At 60.7% G+C, this 16,286-nt stretch carries 17 protein-coding genes and 1 tRNA gene; 8 read left to right on the top strand and 10 right to left on the bottom strand.

Annotated elements, in window-relative coordinates; genetic code table 11:
* Positions 1–105: 105 nt before the first annotated feature.
* Both ACERJA_RS11310 and ACERJA_RS11305 read left to right on the top strand, forming a co-directional pair.
* On the top strand, positions 106–444 hold the full coding sequence (locus tag ACERJA_RS11310; RefSeq protein ID WP_373608280.1) for a hypothetical protein: 339 nt from the start codon (positions 106–108) through the stop codon (positions 442–444).
* A gap of 109 nt (positions 445–553) precedes the next feature.
* On the top strand, positions 554–1,234 hold the full coding sequence (locus tag ACERJA_RS11305) for a DUF4336 domain-containing protein (RefSeq protein WP_373608279.1): 681 nt from the start codon (positions 554–556) through the stop codon (positions 1,232–1,234).
* Positions 1,235–1,270: 36 nt separating this feature from the next.
* Here ACERJA_RS11305 and ACERJA_RS11300 read toward each other — a convergent pair whose 3' ends face one another.
* Together ACERJA_RS11300 and cyaB are read right to left on the bottom strand one after the other, a co-directional pair.
* Entirely contained in the window at positions 1,271–2,476 is a 1,206-nt protein-coding gene (locus ACERJA_RS11300; RefSeq protein WP_373608278.1) for a methionine adenosyltransferase, read from the bottom strand.
* A gap of 97 nt (positions 2,477–2,573) precedes the next feature.
* Positions 2,574–3,119, bottom strand: coding sequence for a class IV adenylate cyclase (gene cyaB / locus ACERJA_RS11295; protein WP_006065565.1), 546 nt, complete (start codon positions 3,117–3,119; stop codon positions 2,574–2,576).
* Positions 3,120–3,207: 88 nt separating this feature from the next.
* On the opposite strand from cyaB, the gene ACERJA_RS11290 reads away from it, so the two are divergent.
* Positions 3,208–4,173 carry a peptidylprolyl isomerase gene (locus ACERJA_RS11290; RefSeq protein ID WP_373608277.1) on the top strand — a complete coding sequence of 322 codons (966 nt, stop codon included), beginning with the start codon at positions 3,208–3,210 and terminating at the stop codon, positions 4,171–4,173.
* Between the two features lie 102 nt (positions 4,174–4,275).
* Here the strand turns inward: ACERJA_RS11290 and ACERJA_RS11285 are convergent, their stop codons facing one another.
* Entirely contained in the window at positions 4,276–4,902 is a 627-nt protein-coding gene (locus tag ACERJA_RS11285) for an RAD55 family ATPase (protein ID WP_373608276.1), read from the bottom strand.
* Between the two features lie 213 nt (positions 4,903–5,115).
* Between ACERJA_RS11285 and pyrB the strand changes: the two genes are divergently transcribed.
* The 4 genes from pyrB to ACERJA_RS11265 all read left to right on the top strand — a co-directional run bounded on the left by pyrB (position 5,116) and on the right by ACERJA_RS11265 (position 9,398).
* Positions 5,116–6,054 (top strand): aspartate carbamoyltransferase, encoded by a 939-nt coding sequence (pyrB, locus tag ACERJA_RS11280; protein WP_373608482.1) that lies wholly within the window; start codon positions 5,116–5,118, stop codon positions 6,052–6,054.
* Positions 6,047–6,535 (top strand): aspartate carbamoyltransferase regulatory subunit, encoded by a 489-nt coding sequence (gene pyrI / locus ACERJA_RS11275; protein ID WP_006065561.1) that lies wholly within the window; start codon positions 6,047–6,049, stop codon positions 6,533–6,535. The genes pyrB and pyrI overlap by 8 nt, the downstream gene beginning before the upstream one ends.
* 582 nt (positions 6,536–7,117) lie before the next feature.
* Positions 7,118–7,957: a hypothetical protein gene (locus tag ACERJA_RS11270; RefSeq protein ID WP_373608275.1), complete on the top strand. Its 840-nt coding sequence runs from the start codon at positions 7,118–7,120 to the stop codon at positions 7,955–7,957.
* A gap of 349 nt (positions 7,958–8,306) precedes the next feature.
* Positions 8,307–9,398 carry a hypothetical protein gene (locus tag ACERJA_RS11265; RefSeq protein WP_373608274.1) on the top strand — a complete coding sequence of 364 codons (1,092 nt, stop codon included), beginning with the start codon at positions 8,307–8,309 and terminating at the stop codon, positions 9,396–9,398.
* A gap of 146 nt (positions 9,399–9,544) precedes the next feature.
* On the opposite strand, the gene ACERJA_RS11260 is transcribed toward ACERJA_RS11265, so the two are convergent.
* The 6 genes from ACERJA_RS11260 to ACERJA_RS11235 all read right to left on the bottom strand — a co-directional run bounded on the left by ACERJA_RS11260 (position 9,545) and on the right by ACERJA_RS11235 (position 14,196).
* Complete coding sequence (locus ACERJA_RS11260) at positions 9,545–10,279, bottom strand: hypothetical protein (protein WP_373608272.1); 735 nt, start codon at positions 10,277–10,279, stop codon at positions 9,545–9,547.
* A 99-nt stretch (positions 10,280–10,378) separates the two neighbouring features.
* Entirely contained in the window at positions 10,379–11,146 is a 768-nt protein-coding gene (locus ACERJA_RS11255) for an enoyl-CoA hydratase/isomerase family protein (RefSeq protein ID WP_373608271.1), read from the bottom strand.
* A 214-nt stretch (positions 11,147–11,360) separates the two neighbouring features.
* Positions 11,361–12,035 (bottom strand): helix-turn-helix domain-containing protein, encoded by a 675-nt coding sequence (locus ACERJA_RS11250; protein ID WP_373608269.1) that lies wholly within the window; start codon positions 12,033–12,035, stop codon positions 11,361–11,363.
* Between the two features lie 352 nt (positions 12,036–12,387).
* Positions 12,388–12,909: a molybdopterin-guanine dinucleotide biosynthesis protein B gene (gene mobB, locus ACERJA_RS11245; RefSeq protein ID WP_373608268.1), complete on the bottom strand. Its 522-nt coding sequence runs from the start codon at positions 12,907–12,909 to the stop codon at positions 12,388–12,390.
* A gap of 304 nt (positions 12,910–13,213) precedes the next feature.
* Positions 13,214–13,879, bottom strand: coding sequence for an MBL fold metallo-hydrolase (locus ACERJA_RS11240; RefSeq protein ID WP_373608267.1), 666 nt, complete (start codon positions 13,877–13,879; stop codon positions 13,214–13,216).
* A gap of 243 nt (positions 13,880–14,122) precedes the next feature.
* Positions 14,123–14,196: transfer RNA gene (locus tag ACERJA_RS11235), tRNA-Lys, on the bottom strand.
* Between the two features lie 171 nt (positions 14,197–14,367).
* On the opposite strand from ACERJA_RS11235, the gene ACERJA_RS11230 reads away from it, so the two are divergent.
* Positions 14,368–15,816 carry a DHH family phosphoesterase gene (locus ACERJA_RS11230; protein WP_373608266.1) on the top strand — a complete coding sequence of 483 codons (1,449 nt, stop codon included), beginning with the start codon at positions 14,368–14,370 and terminating at the stop codon, positions 15,814–15,816.
* A gap of 91 nt (positions 15,817–15,907) precedes the next feature.
* Here the strand turns inward: ACERJA_RS11230 and ACERJA_RS11225 are convergent, their stop codons facing one another.
* A complete protein-coding gene (locus tag ACERJA_RS11225) occupies positions 15,908–16,201 on the bottom strand; it encodes a PRC-barrel domain-containing protein (RefSeq protein ID WP_006065532.1) in 294 nt (97 codons plus the stop codon).
* Positions 16,202–16,286: the final 85 nt, after the last annotated feature.

The following is a 16,286-nucleotide window of genomic DNA, read 5'->3' as shown; positions in this document are numbered from 1 at the left end:
CGAACGTGGAACTCCCACGCCGCAGGCCAGCCTCGATCGGCTGCGTACTGGTTGAGACAGTTACCCGCGACAAGCGTTATCATATGTAGACGCATAGTAATCCACGTGGTGTCGTTAGACCAAGTATTCGAGCTTCTAAGCAAAGAACGGCGACGGTACGCGTTGTATTATCTCGAGCAACAAGATGGGCCAGTTCCGATAGATGAAGTCGCTGAGAAAGTTGCTGAGTGGGAGACGGATGGCGTCCGAGCATCGATTCCGGACGAACTGTTCGAACGCGTTGAATGTAGCCTCCGTCATACAGATCTGCCAAAAGCGTCCGAAGCAGAATACATCGAGTACGAGCCGGAAGAGGGAGTCGTTGAAGTCACCGGCACACCCCCCGAGATGGACGCCATTCTCACCGTCGCGAAGGTCATCGAACGTCCCGACCGCAATCCGTGATCTGGAACGCGTGCATCGACCGCTATGGCTGTCCTCCCTCTCGCCTGTTGTACACCTCGAGCGAGCCGGCGAACACATATTTCCGTCCGTGGTGACGGGGTAACTACCTATGCTCGAGCAGCGAGGCGACCGATGCTGGACGTATGAGGAACCGCTCCGGTTTCTCGGCCTCGAGATCGGCCGTATCATGACCGTGATTCGACTCTCGAGTGGCGGGCTCTTCGTCCAGTCGCCGGCCGAACTGACCCCGGAACTGAAAACGGCACTGGACGATCTCGGCGACGTGCGCTTTGTCGCACCGGCGAGCAAACTCCACGGGCATCTCTACATGGAGCAGTACCGGGCCACCTACCCCGACGCCGAACTGCTGGCTGCACCCGGACTCCCTGCGCGGCGACCTGATCTCCAATTCGATCAGCTGTTGGGCGACACGCCCGATCCGCGGTGGGCTCCCGACATCGATCAGGTTGCGATCGTCGGCCACCGGTGGCTCACCGAACTCGCCTACGTCCATCGCCCGAGCCGAACGGTGATCCTCGGCGACGTCGGCTTCCATATCGGCGAGGAGAGTCCGCTCACGACCCGGCTCGTGGCTCGCGCACTGGGAGTGTACAAGCAGGTCGGGCCGCCGCTCGAGTTCCGACTCACGATCGCAAACGAGGCGTCGTTTCGCCGATCGATTCAGGACGTCCTCGCGTGGGAGTTCGATCGGGTCGTTCCCGGTCACGGCGAGATCATCGATACTGGCGGCAAACGAGCCGTCCTCGAGGGATACGACTGGCTGCTCTAGCTCGCGGAAAAACGAATCCCGTCGATCAGGCCGTTCTCAGAACGTCGTCAGTTCGCCGTCGATCACGCGACGAGTGATGTCGGTGACGTTTGCGAGTTCCGCGTCGACGATCGCTTCGATGTCGGCTTCGACGTCGCTGAGTTCGACGCCCGCTTCGGTGACGACGTGGACGTCAGCGACGTGAGGCTGGTCGATCGGGCGACCGATCTGGGAGAGCAGGCGCACGCGCAGGTCACGAATGCCGTCGACCTCGCTGACGACTTCCTCGGCGATTTCGGTCGAGAGCAGGTTGTAGATCTTGCCGATGTGGTTGACGGGGTTTTTCCCGCTCGTCGCTTCCATCGACATCGAGCGGTTGGGCGTGATGAGGCCGTTCGCGCGGTTGCCTCGACCGACGGAGCCGTCGTCGCCCTGTTCGGCGGAGGTGCCGGTGACGGTCAGATAGATCGAGCCCTCCTCGTAGTCGTCGGCTGTGTTGACGTGGACGGTGACGTCGCGGTCGGTGTGTTCGCTTGCCACCTCGGCGACAAACTCGCGAACGGACTCGACGGCCTCGGCGTACGCATCGAGGTCGGCAATGTGTTCGTCGACCATCGCCGCCGCGACGGTGACGTCGATCTCGTCGCCCTCACGTTTGCCCATGATTTTGATGTCCGTTCCGACGTATGGGTTCTCGTCGGCGAACTCACCGTTGAGTCGACGCTCGGCCTCGAGGACGATCTGTTCGGTCTCGGTCAGTGGGGCGTGGCCGACGCCGAAACTCGTGTCGTTGGCCATCGGGACGCTTACCTCATCCTCACCGAAGACGTCCTGTAGATCGCCGCTGCCTTCGCCGAGTCTGATGTCGACGACGATATCCTCGCCGACGGTGAGCTGTGGAATCTCGGACTCGAGGTACTCACGGGCGGCTCGCAGCGCGATGGTTTCGGCGGGGATGGTCTGGCCGTCGTAATGTTTGGTCGCGCGGCCGACGATCAGCAGATAGATGGGGTCGACGACCTCGCCGCCGCCGAAGGCGGGTGCGGCTTCGCCCGCGACGAGTTGGGTCTCGTCGGTGTTGAAGTGAAGCACTTTGCCGATGCGGTCGAGATACTCCCGGGCCAGCGCCCCGGCGACGGCCTCGGCGACTCCGTCGCTGATCGAGTCGGGGTGGCCGATCCCCTTTCGCTCGACGATCTCTACTTCCTGGTCTTCGACTGCCTGTCGGTCGATCGGCTCGACTCGGATGTTCCGCTCACTCATTACCGGGAATTGGCGGACCGTGGTTCTATAACTTGCGGAAACAGAATAGGTGTGAAAAATGCTTACAAGTAATACGCCTACGGTGTGGACGCGCCACTCAGGACTCGAGTAACAGCCCCAGGTACGATGTCCGAAGCTGGTCGTCCGGCTCGAGACCGAGTTGCTCGAGAACGTCGTAGGCTCCTTCGCGGGCAGCTTCGAGGTCTGATTCGGCTTCGACGTCGGTTTCGACTTCGACGTACTCGCCAACGTCGTCGACGGCATCGAGCGTGATCGTATACCCCTCGAGCGCGAACCGTTCGCGTTCTTTGCGGACCGTCGCGGCGGGCGCAAAGCCCAGATTCGTCAGGATGGCGTCCATCGTCTCGCCATCGCCGACTGCGGTCTCGAACTCTTCGCGGCTCTTGGATTCGCCGTCCAGCAGGGGTCCCTTGTAGGTGACACACGTCTCGTCGGTGCCCGCTTCGGGGGTCGACTCCCGGCGGATCCGCAGTGCTTCGTCGGTTTCAACGAACTCGCGATGGGGGGCGTCGTAGTACGTATCCGCCTGCACAACGGTCCGCTCTCGAGTTGCGCCCAGTTCGTCGAGTTGTGTTCGAACGGCTGCGAGATCGGCAGGAACCTTCGTTTCGACTTCGTACATGGCCGAGGCCACGGGAAGCGGTCGTAAGTATCGGTCGTTCCGGGGCAAAAACGTCGACCTTAAATGTAGACGGCGGGACGTACAACGTATGACCGAGGATCAGGAGGCCGAGCTCGAGGAGCAGGCCGATGACGTCGAAGAAGCAGCAGCCGACGAAGACGCCGAGGAAGCCGAGGGGCTTCAGAACGGCGCTTTCGTCGAGATTGACTACACCGCATACACCGCCGACGGCGACCAGCTGGTCGACACGACCGACCCCGACGTCGCCGAGGAAGAGGGTGTCGACGACCAGGGCCAGGAGTTCAAGCCACGAACGATCGTGCTGGGCGAGGGCCACATCTTCGACGGCGTCGAAGAGGCACTCGTCGGCAGCGAGGTCGGCGACTCCGGCACCGTAACGATCCCCGCCGAAGAGGCCTTCGGCGAGTACGATGCCGACGATGTTCAGACCGTCAGCGCCGAGAAGATCGACGAGGACGACCGCTACCCCGGTGCGAACGTGCAGGTTGACGGCCAGCAGGGCTACATCAGCACGATCATCGGCGGCCGCGCTCGCGTCGACTTCAACCACCCGCTTGCGGGCGAGGATGTCGAGTACGAGTACGAAATCCTCGACGAGGTCGACGACCGCGAACAGCAGGCCGCCGGCCTGTTCGAGATGTACCTCGGGATGGAGCCCGACCTCTGGATCGAGACGGACGAGGTCGAAGAGGAGGTCCCCGTCGAGCCCGATGAGGACGACGAGGACGCAGAGCCAGAGTTCGAGACCGAAACCGTCGAGAAGGAGACGGTCTACCTCGAGGCCACGCCCCAGATGACCATGAACCAGCAGTGGATGATGGGCAAACAGCAGATCGGCCAGCAGATCATCGACCAGATCGGTGTCGACCGCGTCATCGTCCAGGAGACCATCGACGGGATGGGCATGGGCGGTATGGGCGGCATGATGGGCGGCATGGGTGGCATGGGCGACGAGGACATCGAGGCAGCGCTCGAGGACGCCGACATCGATGCTGACGAGATCGTCGACGAACTCGAAGGCGCAGACGAGTAACTCCGGTTCCGTTCTTCTCCGTTCGATAACCAGCGACGAGCACCAGCAGTCGTCGACACGATCGCGCTCGATAGCAAGACAGCTGCTGTAGCCGACCCCAGACTAGGCGATATCCCGACTCGTGTCGATCGCCACCTCTTCCGTGAGCTCGAGTTTGATCGCCTCAGTCGGCTGGCCGCCACCGCGGAACTTCGGGATCGTGAGATGGTTCTCGAGTTCGCTGCCGGCGATCTTCGTCCGGAGATCGAAGACGGCGTCGGCCGCGTGGATGGTTCGAGTTCGGTTGGCCGGCGTGTGGTCGCTTTTCAGACAGTGTAACACCGCGATCGAGCCGGTCTCGAGCATCTGGGATTTGAGCTCGTTACAGAAGTCGATGTAGTCGTCCCTGTCGGTTCGCTCCAAGACATCCATCGTGTCGATGATCAGGTTCGCCCCGTCGGGCAACGCGCCGATGAGCCGGGTTGCTTCCTCGAGTGGATCATCGCTGGTGACCTGTCGGACGGTCGGACTGCCGACGACCGATGGGGAGACATCGATGGCGTGATGGACGGCGTCGTCGGAGCGTTCGGTCGTGAGATACAGCGTGCCGCGAGCGGCCGTGAGCTCATATAAGAGGAGCTCGGACTGGCTGGCTGGATCGGCGCTGTAGGCGACGATACATCCCGGTGGCAACCCGCCGTCGAGTTTCCGATCCAGCACGTCGATTCCGGTATCTAGCCGCCCGACCATTCAATTGTGACCAGTTACTGCAGCGCCCGAATAACTCTTTGGTTTCATGTTGAATCGGTTATTTAAGAATACTGTGTGCAGACAACGATGGGTTCGACCGACACCAATGGTGGTACCGGAACCCGCTCCGTGTCGTTGCCATCACGTGTCACTCGAGTCGTGGCGAGTTCGAATGGAGAGATTCAAGGGCTCGGCAAGAGCCAACACGAACGAATGCGCCACGACCACCTCATCACGAGCAAACAACTCTCACGGGCGGACATCGAGACCGTCCTCGACAGAGCGGCCGAGATCGATGCCGACCCGTCGGCCGTCGCCGATCGCCACGCGAACTCGGTACTTGGCCTCCTGTTTTTCGAGCCGAGTACGCGAACGAAAATGAGCTTCGAGACCGCGATGAAACGCCTCGGCGGCAGCGTCGTCGACATGGGCTCGATCGAGTCCTCGAGCGTCAAGAAAGGTGAGACGCTCGCTGACACCGTCCGTGTCACGGAAGGCTACGCCGACGCGCTCGTCTTGCGCCACCCAAAACAGGGGTCGGCCACCATGGCCAGTGAGTTCGTCGACGTCCCGCTGTTGAACGCCGGCGACGGGGCAGGCCACCATCCGACGCAGACGCTGCTCGACCTGTATACGATCCGAGAGAACGCCGGGCTGGACGATCTCACTATCGGAATCATGGGGGACCTGAAATACGGCCGTACCGTCCACTCGCTTGCCTACGCGCTGACGAACTTCGATACCCGTCAGCACTTCATCAGTCCAGAGAGTCTCCAGCTGCCACGCGAGGTCGTCTACGACCTCCATCAGGAGGGCAACGGGACACAGGTCCGCGAACACGATTCGCTCGAGGAGGTCCTCCCCTCGCTCGACGTGCTGTACGTGACCCGAATCCAGCGCGAGCGGTTCCCTGACGAAAACGAGTATCAGAAGATCGCCGGCGAGTATCAGATCGACCTCGAGACGCTCGAGGACGCACGCGACGAGCTGACCGTGATGCATCCGCTGCCACGCGTCGACGAGATTGCCCCGGAGATCGACGACACCGACCACGCGGCCTACTTCGAGCAGGCTCACAACGGCATCCCGGTCCGGATGGCGTTGCTTGATTTGCTGCTGGAAAACCACACTCGAGGTGAGACTGATGAGTGACGACCACGACCACCACGACGGCCACGACGACCACGAACTGCGAGTGAGCAAGATCAGCAGCGGGACCGTCATCGACCACGTGCGTGGCGGGCAGGCGCTGAACGTACTGGCGATCCTCGGCATCGACGGCAGCGATGGCGAGGAGGTCTCGGTCGGAATGAACGTCCCGTCGGATCGCTTTGCCCGCAAGGACATTGTCAAAGTCGAGGGCCGCGAACTGAGTCAGGACGAAGTCGACGTGCTCTCGTTGATCGCCCCGGATGCAACGATCAACATCGTCCGCGACTACGAAGTGGTCGAGAAACACCGTGTCGAACGGCCGGATGTCGTCGAAGGCGTCCTTTCGTGTCCGAACATGGCGTGTATCTCGACCGGCGACGAACCGGTCGCCTCCCGGTTCGAGGTGCTCGACGATGGTGTCCGGTGTGCCTACTGCGGGACGATCGTCAGGGACGAGATTCCGTCGCTGATCGACACCTGACTGCGGCCGACGTGGCTGTCAGCCGTCACCGACGACGCTTGATTTCGGCTACGGCGTTCCCTCGAGAGGCCGTTGTTCGGGTGCTTGAACTGTCATGGCCCGTCTGCTGTTCGCTCCCAGAGAACCATCCAGAATATCTAAGTGTGCACCGGCCCACCAGTCGAACGTACATGTCACGTACAGTCAAAATCCTGGTTGCCCTGTTCGTTATCGCTGTCCTCTGGAAAGTCGTCTCTGGCGGCTCTTCCGACGTCGATATCGAAGAGATCGAGTACGAACCAGTCGAATAACGTCTCGTCAGCCACGATCCGTGGCACGACAGTTCTGACCGCGTGGCCGGGTCCGTTCGCAACCGACCGCCGGCCACCGAGACAGACACGTTTTGGAGCGATCATCGACAGTTCTATGCCGTTTTCGCAGTCGCTCGTGAATTGGACCGACACCGAACACAGTCGCGTCCCGACAGTAATCCAGACGTACGTGTGCCCGTCGTGCGATGCGGTGGACAGCGGGTGTCGGTCGCATCGATAGCACCCGTCACGATTCCGAACGGCTTACGGCGGTGCCACCGTAGTGTAGCCTATGTACGGTGTCGTCACGCGAAACGCTGAAGAAGTCCGGTGGCCGGAGTTCGACCGCGGGTTTTACGAAGTCAAAGACGTGACCGGCCGGTCTACCGAACCGATCGAAGACGGCGTGAACATGGTGTCCTGTTTCGGCGACAACGCCGCCGCGGACGCTGATCCGTCGCTCGTCGCCGTCGACGATTTTGGCCGCCCGGCCACGCGGGACCGGAAATACTTCGACTGGGCCTACATCTGTCCGAGCCGAGCAGATTATCGTGAAGGTCTGTTCGAGATCATCGACGACTGCGTCGAGGCCAACGAGGACGTTCGACTCGACGACATCGGGTTCCCACGACCGGAGTACTGTCGGTGTGGCGTCTGTGAGGAGTCGTTCAAGGCCAGCGAGTACGAGGACCGATTCGAGTGGCGCGCCAGCGTCATCACTGAGTTCGTCGAGGAAGCCGCTGACCGCATCCCCGGCCGCGTCTACATGACGCTCTATCCCGACCCCTATCCCGGCCATCTCTATGAGCGCGCCGGCATCGACCTCGAGGCCGTCGAAGAACACGTCGACGAGTTCGTCGTGCCGCTGTACGATATGGCCTACGAGACGACGTACTGGCTCGAGACGATCGCGAAGGGATTCGAAAGCGCACTCGAGACACCGTTTAATATCGAGTTGTACGCGATAAACATCGATATCGACAACCTGGTCCACGCCACTGAGGTCGCCGAAGCCTACGGGAACGACGTGTTCTTTGGTTATGAGGCGAGCAACGCACGGGGAGCACTGCGGCGCATGCGGGCCGACGAACGAGATGGTGTAACACACGGCGATCCCGACACAGACGCTTGAGACGCCGCACGGTGGTGTTCCAAGAACTGGTTACTCCAGTTGGTGTTCGATGAAGAGTCGATTGTCACCGATAGTAGCCGCTGACCGTCAGTGCGCACCCGATCGCACAGTTGTCGTGCGATCAGTGTGCAACCCGTTTCAGTTCTTCCGCTAGAAACACGCTGATCGGTCGGAGACAAGCGCACGCAAACAGCGTTGTGCTGGCCGTTGCTTCTCGAAGCCGATTGAATGTGTGTTGTTGTTTCAGACGTTGGGTGTGGCCTTCCAAACGGAACTGACAGGGGTCTTTATACCACTCTTTGCCCCCGTGCGTGACGAACGAGGATCAGTCCATCCTCGAGTGAGTTGAATGACAGATCACCAGCAATCACAGCAAGCGCCGACCGAAGAAATTCAACAGACGACGATGAATCAGGGCCAGGAAGCGATCGAGCAGGCGATGGAGCTGCAGCGAAACATGGCACAGATGACTCTGAGTGCGATGCGATGGCAGGAGACGGCCCAAAAGCAGGGGTTCGAAATGACGAGGTCGATGCTACAGGGCATGCTGGGCCAGCAACTCACACAGTCGATGATAGAGCGCTATCTGGAGGGCCTCGAGACCGTCATGCCGGGGATGGAACAGGCCCTCGAGAAGGGACTACGCGCAACATCGCAACCGCAGTCAACACGGCAGGATGGCCAGTCGGGATCACAGATGCAGTCGGTTGGCGGCCAGCAGATGACGGGCCAACAGCCCCGTAAGCAGCTGGATGCCCAACGGATGCGAGACCAGCAACAGCCGACCCGGCAGATGAGCAACCAGACCCAACAGCAGCCACTGCCCGCACAGACCGGCGAGTGGGTCACGCAGGCAGACTCATACGGCGGAGAGCCGTCCGGTTCACCTCCTCAACAACGGCATCGGCAAACGGCGACGGAGAGACAGTCTTGGCCCCAGCCCCAGCATCCTCGGTCGGATCGTAGTTCACAGCGTGAACAGACTGGCCACGAGACACAGCAAGGTCGGCGGCCGCCTCGACAGAGAGAACGACCTCCACGACAGCATCAGCAGAGAACCGATCAGTCACCGAGTGGACGACAGCAGGAACAGCGAAACCGGGGTCGAGAGTTCAGTCAACCACCTCAGCGGCGACAGTCTGAACAGCCACGTTCCGACCGAAGCCGTCCACAGGACGGGTCCACACAGCGGATCGACAGCGAACGCAACGACCGTCATCAGCATCGACACCAGCAGTCAATGAGACAGGAACGAGGTGGCCGCAGCGAATCCACTGGTCCTCGACGCTCCACGGAAATCAAACAGTCCGGCGGCTCCGAACGGGGTGCTGACCACGACGCCGAACAGGACGAGATGCCACGAGAAGACAAGGACGCCTCGTCCGAGTACGATCGTCGACCGCCCGATAACGAACTCGAGGACGAGAACCGTTCAGCGTAGCGGAATCTCTATTTTCGAGAACAGGTTGTCGATCGATACGGAACGTCTGTGACTGGCGAGACGCCTTGGCGTCTCGAACCATTTGACCCTGATTCGGCTTACAGAGAACACGTCTCAGGAGCCGTGTACTCGAGTTCCGTGTCGGTTCACCGGGTATCGTCGCCGACCAGGTCGTCATCGTCGTCGGTGAGTCCCTGATCATCGTCGCCAATGAGATCGTCATCATCGTCGGTAAGCCCCTCATCATCGTCACCAATCAGGTCGTCATCGTCGTCGGTAAGCCCCTCATCATCGTCTCCGATCAGGTTGTCATCGTCGTCGTCGCCAATGAGATCGTCATCGTCGTCGGTAAGCCCCTCATCGTCGTCGCCGATCAGGTCGTCATCATCGTCGGTAAGTCCCTCATCATCGTCACCAATCAGGTCGTCATCGTCGTCGGTGAGTCCCTCATCATCGTCTCCGATCAGGTTGTCATCGTCGTCGTCGCCAATGAGATCGTCATCGTCGTCGGTAAGCCCCTCATCGTCGTCGCCAATGAGATCATCATCGTGCATCTCTGTGTCGCGGTCCCTCTCCGTTCGAGTGTCTGTTTCTCTCCCGGCGGAATCACCGGCGCTGATTGCACCACCACCGCTTCCAGAGAGGTCGCTCTCGAGATGGATCTGATCATCCGTCACCTGCGCTACCGAGCCCTCCTGAAGTGGGTATGCGTCCTCGTCGGTACCGCCCCAGCCGAGTTTCGCCTTGATTGTATCTGTCACTCCTGGATCCGGCTGGACGTGGGCCGTCCCGTGTTCGACGTCCGCGACGATACCGACCTCCTCGCCGTTTGCGTTGACCACAGTCTTTCCGATGTCGTCGTCAGTGAACTCTGGAGACATTGCAGTACAGATAACGCCGAAGAAAAGGAAGATGGTGGTGCTTGCGGTGGCTTGCTTTCGGTTCGAGTAAGGACGTGTCCGCTTGTGCAGCCTGGCCGATTACGTGTTGAACTCCGGATCTCGTCCCTCGAGGAAGGCGTTAACGCCCTCCTCGTGGTCGTCGGAGGTTCGTGCCTGTACCTGCAACAGGTTCTCGTAGTCGATGGCCTCCGACCAGTGGCGGCTCATGTTCTCGTGCATGGCCTGCTTCATGAGGCCGATGATCTCCGTTGGCCGCTTGCGCAGTTGGGCGACGGTTTCCTCGACCCGGTCGTCGAGTTCTGCGGCAGGGACCGCGTCGTTGACTAACTCGAGGTCGGCCGCCCGCTCGGCACCGAAGAACTCGCCGGTAAAGGCGAGTTGCTTTGCGGCGCGCAGGCCGATGATCTGTGGCAGCATGAACGTGCCACCGGTGTCCGGGATCAGCCCAACGCGGACGAACGCACAGGAAAACGTCGCGTCCTCGGCAGCGTAGGCGATGTCCGCGAGGGCGACGATTGCCAACCCAGCGCCGATGGCGTCCCCGTTGACCTTCGCGACGATCGGAACGGAACACTCGAGCATTGCCTCGACGACGCGGCCGAACGTGTCGGTGATCGATTCATACGCCTCTCGTGTTGATTCAGGCGCCTGTGACAGCGCCTGCAGATCGCCGCCGGCGCTGAAGGCATCGCCCTCACCGGAGATAACGATCGCGTGATACTCCTCGACTGAGGCGTCTTCGATCGTCTCAGCCAGCGCGACAGCGGTGTCTTTCGTCAGCGCGTTGAGCGCGCCCGGTCGGTCAAATGCGATCTGACAGACTCCGTCTTCGATGTCGACGTTCACGAATATCTGATTACTGTCAGCACACATAATGGTACTCGTTGACTCCCGACCGAGCAGCCGTTCGTCAGTGAAGCCACTCCAGGGGCTGATGTCAGGAGGGAAGGAGCTGTCACGAAAACATCGAGTGGGGGCGAAACTGAGGACGGAGCCTGAACCGTCACGAGCTGCCGTGTGATGGCCTCGATTCGACTGGTGGCCAACGGCCGCGTTCGCCTCAGTCCGACGGCATCGGCGGCGCGACAGTTTCGTCTTCGGAGACGTTTAGTTCCGATGTGACGAGGGCGCGATAGGCCCGACGAAGCCGCTCCGAGAGGGCCTGATGGGAGATATCCAGTTCTTTGGAGAGCTCTTGCATCGATACTTCGCGCGGGATCTCGAAGTAGCCGTGGTCGATCGCTGCGACGAGCGTTTCGTACTGTCGAGGGGTGAGCCCACACTGCGAGTTGGTTTCTTCGGCCAGATCGAACAGCCGGACGACCGTTGGGGTAAGACTGTCGTTGTCGAGCCGGTCGTAAAGCGAACTGACACTTTCACGATCAGCGAACCGAATGCTCAGCAACCACGTGTTGCTCGAGGCCGAGGCACTCAGTACGGTTCCACCCTCCTCGAGGACGACCTCGAAGAGATCGATGGTGTCGGGTTCGAACTCGATGTCGTACAACCACCGATCGTTGTCGTCTTCGCTGCTGATTACCGAATACGCGCCGATGGCACTCGCGTCGTCCATCGCGGTTTCGATCGTGTCCTGTGATGGCCCTGAGAGCCACAGTCCGTGTCCACTCGAGGCGATCACCCGCTCCATTTCACAGGTCAGCGACGGGGCTGCTTCGAACAGTTCGCCAGTTCCGGTTCCGTCGGCCGGAATCTCGATGTCTGCGATTGAGGTCATGAGTTCAAACAGTGGTACAAGCGGGATCCAGATAACCCCATTTCCAAAGAGATTAGCAACGACAGTAGCGAATGACACGGCTGCTGTCAATTTCACGGAGTCGTCGTCCGGGTCGATCATGCTCTCGTCCGGACGGCTTCCTCGAGTCGCGTGCCTCGAACAGCTGCCTGAGCGGACGGCTCGTGCGATGTCGACGGCCGTCTCGATAGCCCCCGACGAGATGACGACGTAGACGAGAACACCGCTCCGAGGAGTGCTGAGACGGCAAATCAGCTGGCTTCAACATCTGATATTAGAGCGCGATCATGTCCTGGTCAGCCGAATCCGTCGGTCCGATCTGATTCGTGGTGGCTCACTCGAGGGTCGTCTGTGGCTCGAGTGTCCGGATCGTCTCCAAGAGTTCGTCGAGACTGTCCGTTCCGCGGCCGACGATCTCGCCGCCGACTGCAGCCGGATCGCGGTCACCGACGAGAATCGTCGGCAGTGGAGCTTTTGTGAAGCCCTCGACGACGACGAACGCATACCCCCGTCGCTCGAGTCGAGCGAGTGTGCTCGCAAGCGCCTGCAGTTCGTGGTCGTCGGACTCGAGCAGCCGGTCACCGTCGAGTGCTGGCGGTGGATCCCGTTTTCCGTGCGTGCTGATATCGAAGGTCAGCTCGGGAGTAATGCCGACGACGGTTTCAGCACCCGCCGTTCGGTGGCGATGGGTATCGGTTCCCGGCGTATCGATCTCGATATCATGGTGGATCGATTTGACCGTTGCGACGCGTCCGTACTCGGCGAGTTTCGGGACAAGTTGCTCGACGAGCGTGGTTTTTCCCGAATCGCTCGAGCCGGCGAGACAGACAACCCGGAGCGTCGATTCTCGATTCATTATGGTTGGCTTCACGCAGTGGATACAAGAGCTGTTCGACCAGGCTCAGCTCGGCCGAGGACCGGGCCGAAGACGCGTTGGGTCAGTTGCGTTTCATGCTGTCGGACAGCACTATTCAACGCCCGATCGCGCTACTACGGCCGTCCTCAAGGGTAACGGCCGCGAATTCGCGACCGACGTGTCACTGACTGCTGTCCAACAGTATCAGGGCTGGACACAGACACGCCCACCGTGGGAGACGACAATCGTGTGTCCATGAACGGTCAACAGCCTCGGGGTCGATGCCGTAACGCAGCAGTCGCCCTCAGAACAGCTCGACGCGAATCCCATCGGCCTCGAGTTCCTCGGCGAAGGCTTCGGCGTCGGTTTCGATCGGCTCGAACGTATCGTAGTGTTCGGGCAACACGAGCTCAGGCTCGATGTGTCGAGCGAGGTCCGCGGCCTCGTGGCGATCCATCGTAAAGTGGCCGCCGATCGGTGGGATAAGGACGTCCGCGGTGATCGTCTCGTGGTGCTCGAGTGCGTCCGAGTCGGACGGGAAAAAGACGGTCGTCCCCGACAGTTCGAGGACGAGGCCGATCACTTCTCCCTCAGCATGGAACGGGTTCCCGTCGTCGTCGACATGGTCGCCCTCTGGATCATTGTAGGCGGGCACCGTCTGCACGTCGATCCCGTCGACGGTCGTCTCGCCCTCGAGGGGCAGGTCGACGACGTCGAACGCGAGCTCGTCGGTGTCGACGGCCTCGTAGACCGCGACCGTGGCGTCCGGCCCCGCAACGGCTTCGATCCCGTCCGGATCGTAGTGATCGAAATCGTCGTGGGTGATAAAGACGACATCGCCGTCGCCCGGCTCGCCCTCGAGGACGTCACTCCACGGATCAACGTAGATGACGCGCCCGTCGTCGGTCTCGAGTCGCTTGCTTGCGTGGCCGAGTCGCTCGAACGTGATTCCCTCGTAGGTGACAGTCATACTCGCTCGAGACGTACGGTGTGGGCGGTCTTATAACTCGGCGGCTCATCGTCCTCCAAGGAGGTTGAGCTGGATCGCTGCTGCTCGCGGGTTTGCGTATCGCAAAAGCGGGCCGGGCACGATCGTGAACGACGCCGAGACGTTCCAGTTCGCTCGCTGTGCTCGCTTACGGGCTGTGACTCGTCTACTTCAAATCGCTTCGGATTCGCGACCTGCTGCTCACGAATTTGTTCGTCGAAAAAGCGGGCCGGGCGCGATTTGAACACGCGACCGTCTGATTAAGAGTCAGACGCTCTGCCGGACTGAGCTACCGGCCCTGTACCTTCGACTTTCGGATGGGACCTAAAATACGTTTCCCTTGGGCGGCGTTGTGGCAGAGAGAACCAGGCGTTACTACATCTGGAACGTCTTTCTCGTCACCTAGACCGTCTGTTGCGATGTAACAATCTTCGGGAGCGTTAAGTGTGGTCGGGCCGACCACTCGGTCAATGAGTACGGGGGTTACGATCTCGTCGATCTCTGACTACGCGATTTTGGGCTGTGGTAGCGTTGGCTACGCCGTCGCGGAGGAGCTCGTCGAACAAGGCAAAGACGTCCGCATCATCGACCGCGACGAGAGCCGCGTTGAGTCACTTCGCGATCAGGACTTGGACGCCCGTACCGCAGACATCCGCGAGCCCGAGGCTGCTGAGCTCGTCGCTGACCGCGATGTCGTCCTCATCCTTGCCTCGGATGTCGAATCGAACAAACGCGCCGTCGAACACATCCGCACCGCTGACAACACCCAGTTCGTCGTCGCCCGCGCGAGCGATCCCGTCTCCGGCGACGAACTCGAGGAACTCGGCGCGGACATCGTCATCAACCCGTCGTCGGTGATCGCCGAATCGGCGCTTCGCGCCCTCGAGTCGGGCGAACTCGAGTACAACGCGGGCAAACTCGCCCAGTTGTTAGAGGAGACCGACGAGCGGCTGGCGATCGTCACCCAGGACAGTCCGGACCCGGACTCGATCGCGAGTGCGGCGGCGCTTCAGGCGATTGCCGACCATCTCGGAATCGAATCGGATATCATCTATCTGGGCGATGTCGGCCATCAGGAGAATCGCGCGTTCGTCAATCTGCTGGGGATCGATCTGGTCCAGTGGGACGAAGTCGAGGATCGATCGGTGTACGATACGGTCGCGCTCGTGGATCACGCGACCTCGTCGGAGATGGAACTCCCCGTTGACATCGTGATCGACCACCACGAATCCGACGTGGAGTTCGAACCCGAGTTCGTCGACATCCGCCCCAACATGTCCTCGACGTCGACGATCATGACGAAATACATTCAAGAGTTCGACATGAACGTCTCCGAGGAAGTCGCGACGGCACTGCTGTATGGCATCCGTGCAGAGACGCTGGATTTCAAACGCGACACAACCCCCGCCGATCTCACCGCCGCGGCCTATCTGTATCCCTTTGCAAACCACGACACCCTAGAACAAGTCGAGTCGCCATCGATGTCACCCGAGACGCTCGACGTGCTCGCCGAAGCGATCGCCAACCGCGACGTTCAGGGGAGTCACCTCGTCTCCAACGCGGGCCTGGTCCGCGATCGGGAGGCGCTGACACAGGCCGCGAGCCACCTGCTCAATCTCGAGGGCGTCACGACGACTGCCGTCTTCGGCATCGCCGATGAGACCATCTTCCTCGCCGGGCGCTCGAAGGACATCCGCATCAACATCGGCAAAGTGCTCGAGGACGCCTACGGTGAGATGGGCGAGACAGCAGGCCACTCGACACAGGCCAGTGCAGAGATCCCACTCGGCATTTTCACTGGCATCGAGATTTCGGAGGATACCCGGGATACACTGCTCGAGTTGACTGAAGAGGCGGTCAAGCGGACGCTGTTCGACGCGATGGGCGTCGATGGCAGCGAAGGGTCAAACGGGAACTAGTGGCTTCCCAAGCCTGAACTGATGAGTCGAACCAGTTGGTGGGTGTCGGTTCGACTCATCAGTCGACGCTTGGGAAGGGACTAGCGCGCCACTACGCGATCAGTTCGTCTTCTTCATCGTCGGGTTGGCGGACACGCTCGACGACGTCGTTGATCAGGATCACGTCGCCAACGGATCGGACCCACCGGTAGGGAACGATGATGCCCTGTCCGCCGTGGGCGGCGTCTGCAAACAGCTCGGTGTTCAGGTTTCCGAGTGCGAGTCCGGTCACCGCTTCGCCGTCGACGTTCAGCCGCAGGTCCTCGACTTCGCCGACGAAGACGCCGTTGTTTGAGTAAACCTCGCGTCCGACGAGAGAGGTGATCTCTTGAGGAGTATCGTCCATGTCTGGCCTCATGCAGGGCGGACTCTTAATTCTTGGTCAGACATGACAGTCATTGCAGACTGAAACCGAACGTGTTGTCGAGATA

The sequence above is a fragment of the Natronorubrum sp. A-ect3 genome (genome assembly GCF_041821125.1).
Lineage (GTDB): Archaea > Halobacteriota > Halobacteria > Halobacteriales > Natrialbaceae > Natronorubrum > Natronorubrum bangense.
The sequence above is the reverse complement of the archived record's forward strand: the minus strand, read 5'-3'. Positions and strand labels throughout refer to the sequence as shown.

Excerpts from the sequence above, each read along its gene's own strand:
- pyrI (WP_006065561.1), top strand. The coding sequence starts at position 6,047 with ATGAGTGACGACCACGACCACCACGACGGCCACGACGACCACGAACTG.
- ACERJA_RS11250 (WP_373608269.1), bottom strand. The coding sequence starts at position 12,035 with ATGACCTCAATCGCAGACATCGAGATTCCGGCCGACGGAACCGGAACT.
- pyrB (WP_373608482.1), top strand. The coding sequence starts at position 5,116 with ATGCGCCACGACCACCTCATCACGAGCAAACAACTCTCACGGGCGGAC.
- cyaB (WP_006065565.1), bottom strand. The coding sequence starts at position 3,119 with ATGTACGAAGTCGAAACGAAGGTTCCTGCCGATCTCGCAGCCGTTCGA.
- ACERJA_RS11230 (WP_373608266.1), top strand. The coding sequence starts at position 14,368 with ATGAGTACGGGGGTTACGATCTCGTCGATCTCTGACTACGCGATTTTG.
- ACERJA_RS11300 (WP_373608278.1), bottom strand. The coding sequence starts at position 2,476 with ATGAGTGAGCGGAACATCCGAGTCGAGCCGATCGACCGACAGGCAGTC.
- ACERJA_RS11265 (WP_373608274.1), top strand. The coding sequence starts at position 8,307 with ATGACAGATCACCAGCAATCACAGCAAGCGCCGACCGAAGAAATTCAA.
- ACERJA_RS11240 (WP_373608267.1), bottom strand. The coding sequence starts at position 13,879 with ATGACTGTCACCTACGAGGGAATCACGTTCGAGCGACTCGGCCACGCA.
- mobB (WP_373608268.1), bottom strand. The coding sequence starts at position 12,909 with ATGAATCGAGAATCGACGCTCCGGGTTGTCTGTCTCGCCGGCTCGAGC.
- ACERJA_RS11290 (WP_373608277.1), top strand. The coding sequence starts at position 3,208 with ATGACCGAGGATCAGGAGGCCGAGCTCGAGGAGCAGGCCGATGACGTC.
- ACERJA_RS11260 (WP_373608272.1), bottom strand. The coding sequence starts at position 10,279 with ATGTCTCCAGAGTTCACTGACGACGACATCGGAAAGACTGTGGTCAAC.
- ACERJA_RS11270 (WP_373608275.1), top strand. The coding sequence starts at position 7,118 with ATGTACGGTGTCGTCACGCGAAACGCTGAAGAAGTCCGGTGGCCGGAG.
- ACERJA_RS11285 (WP_373608276.1), bottom strand. The coding sequence starts at position 4,902 with ATGGTCGGGCGGCTAGATACCGGAATCGACGTGCTGGATCGGAAACTC.
- ACERJA_RS11305 (WP_373608279.1), top strand. The coding sequence starts at position 554 with ATGCTCGAGCAGCGAGGCGACCGATGCTGGACGTATGAGGAACCGCTC.
- ACERJA_RS11225 (WP_006065532.1), bottom strand. The coding sequence starts at position 16,201 with ATGGACGATACTCCTCAAGAGATCACCTCTCTCGTCGGACGCGAGGTT.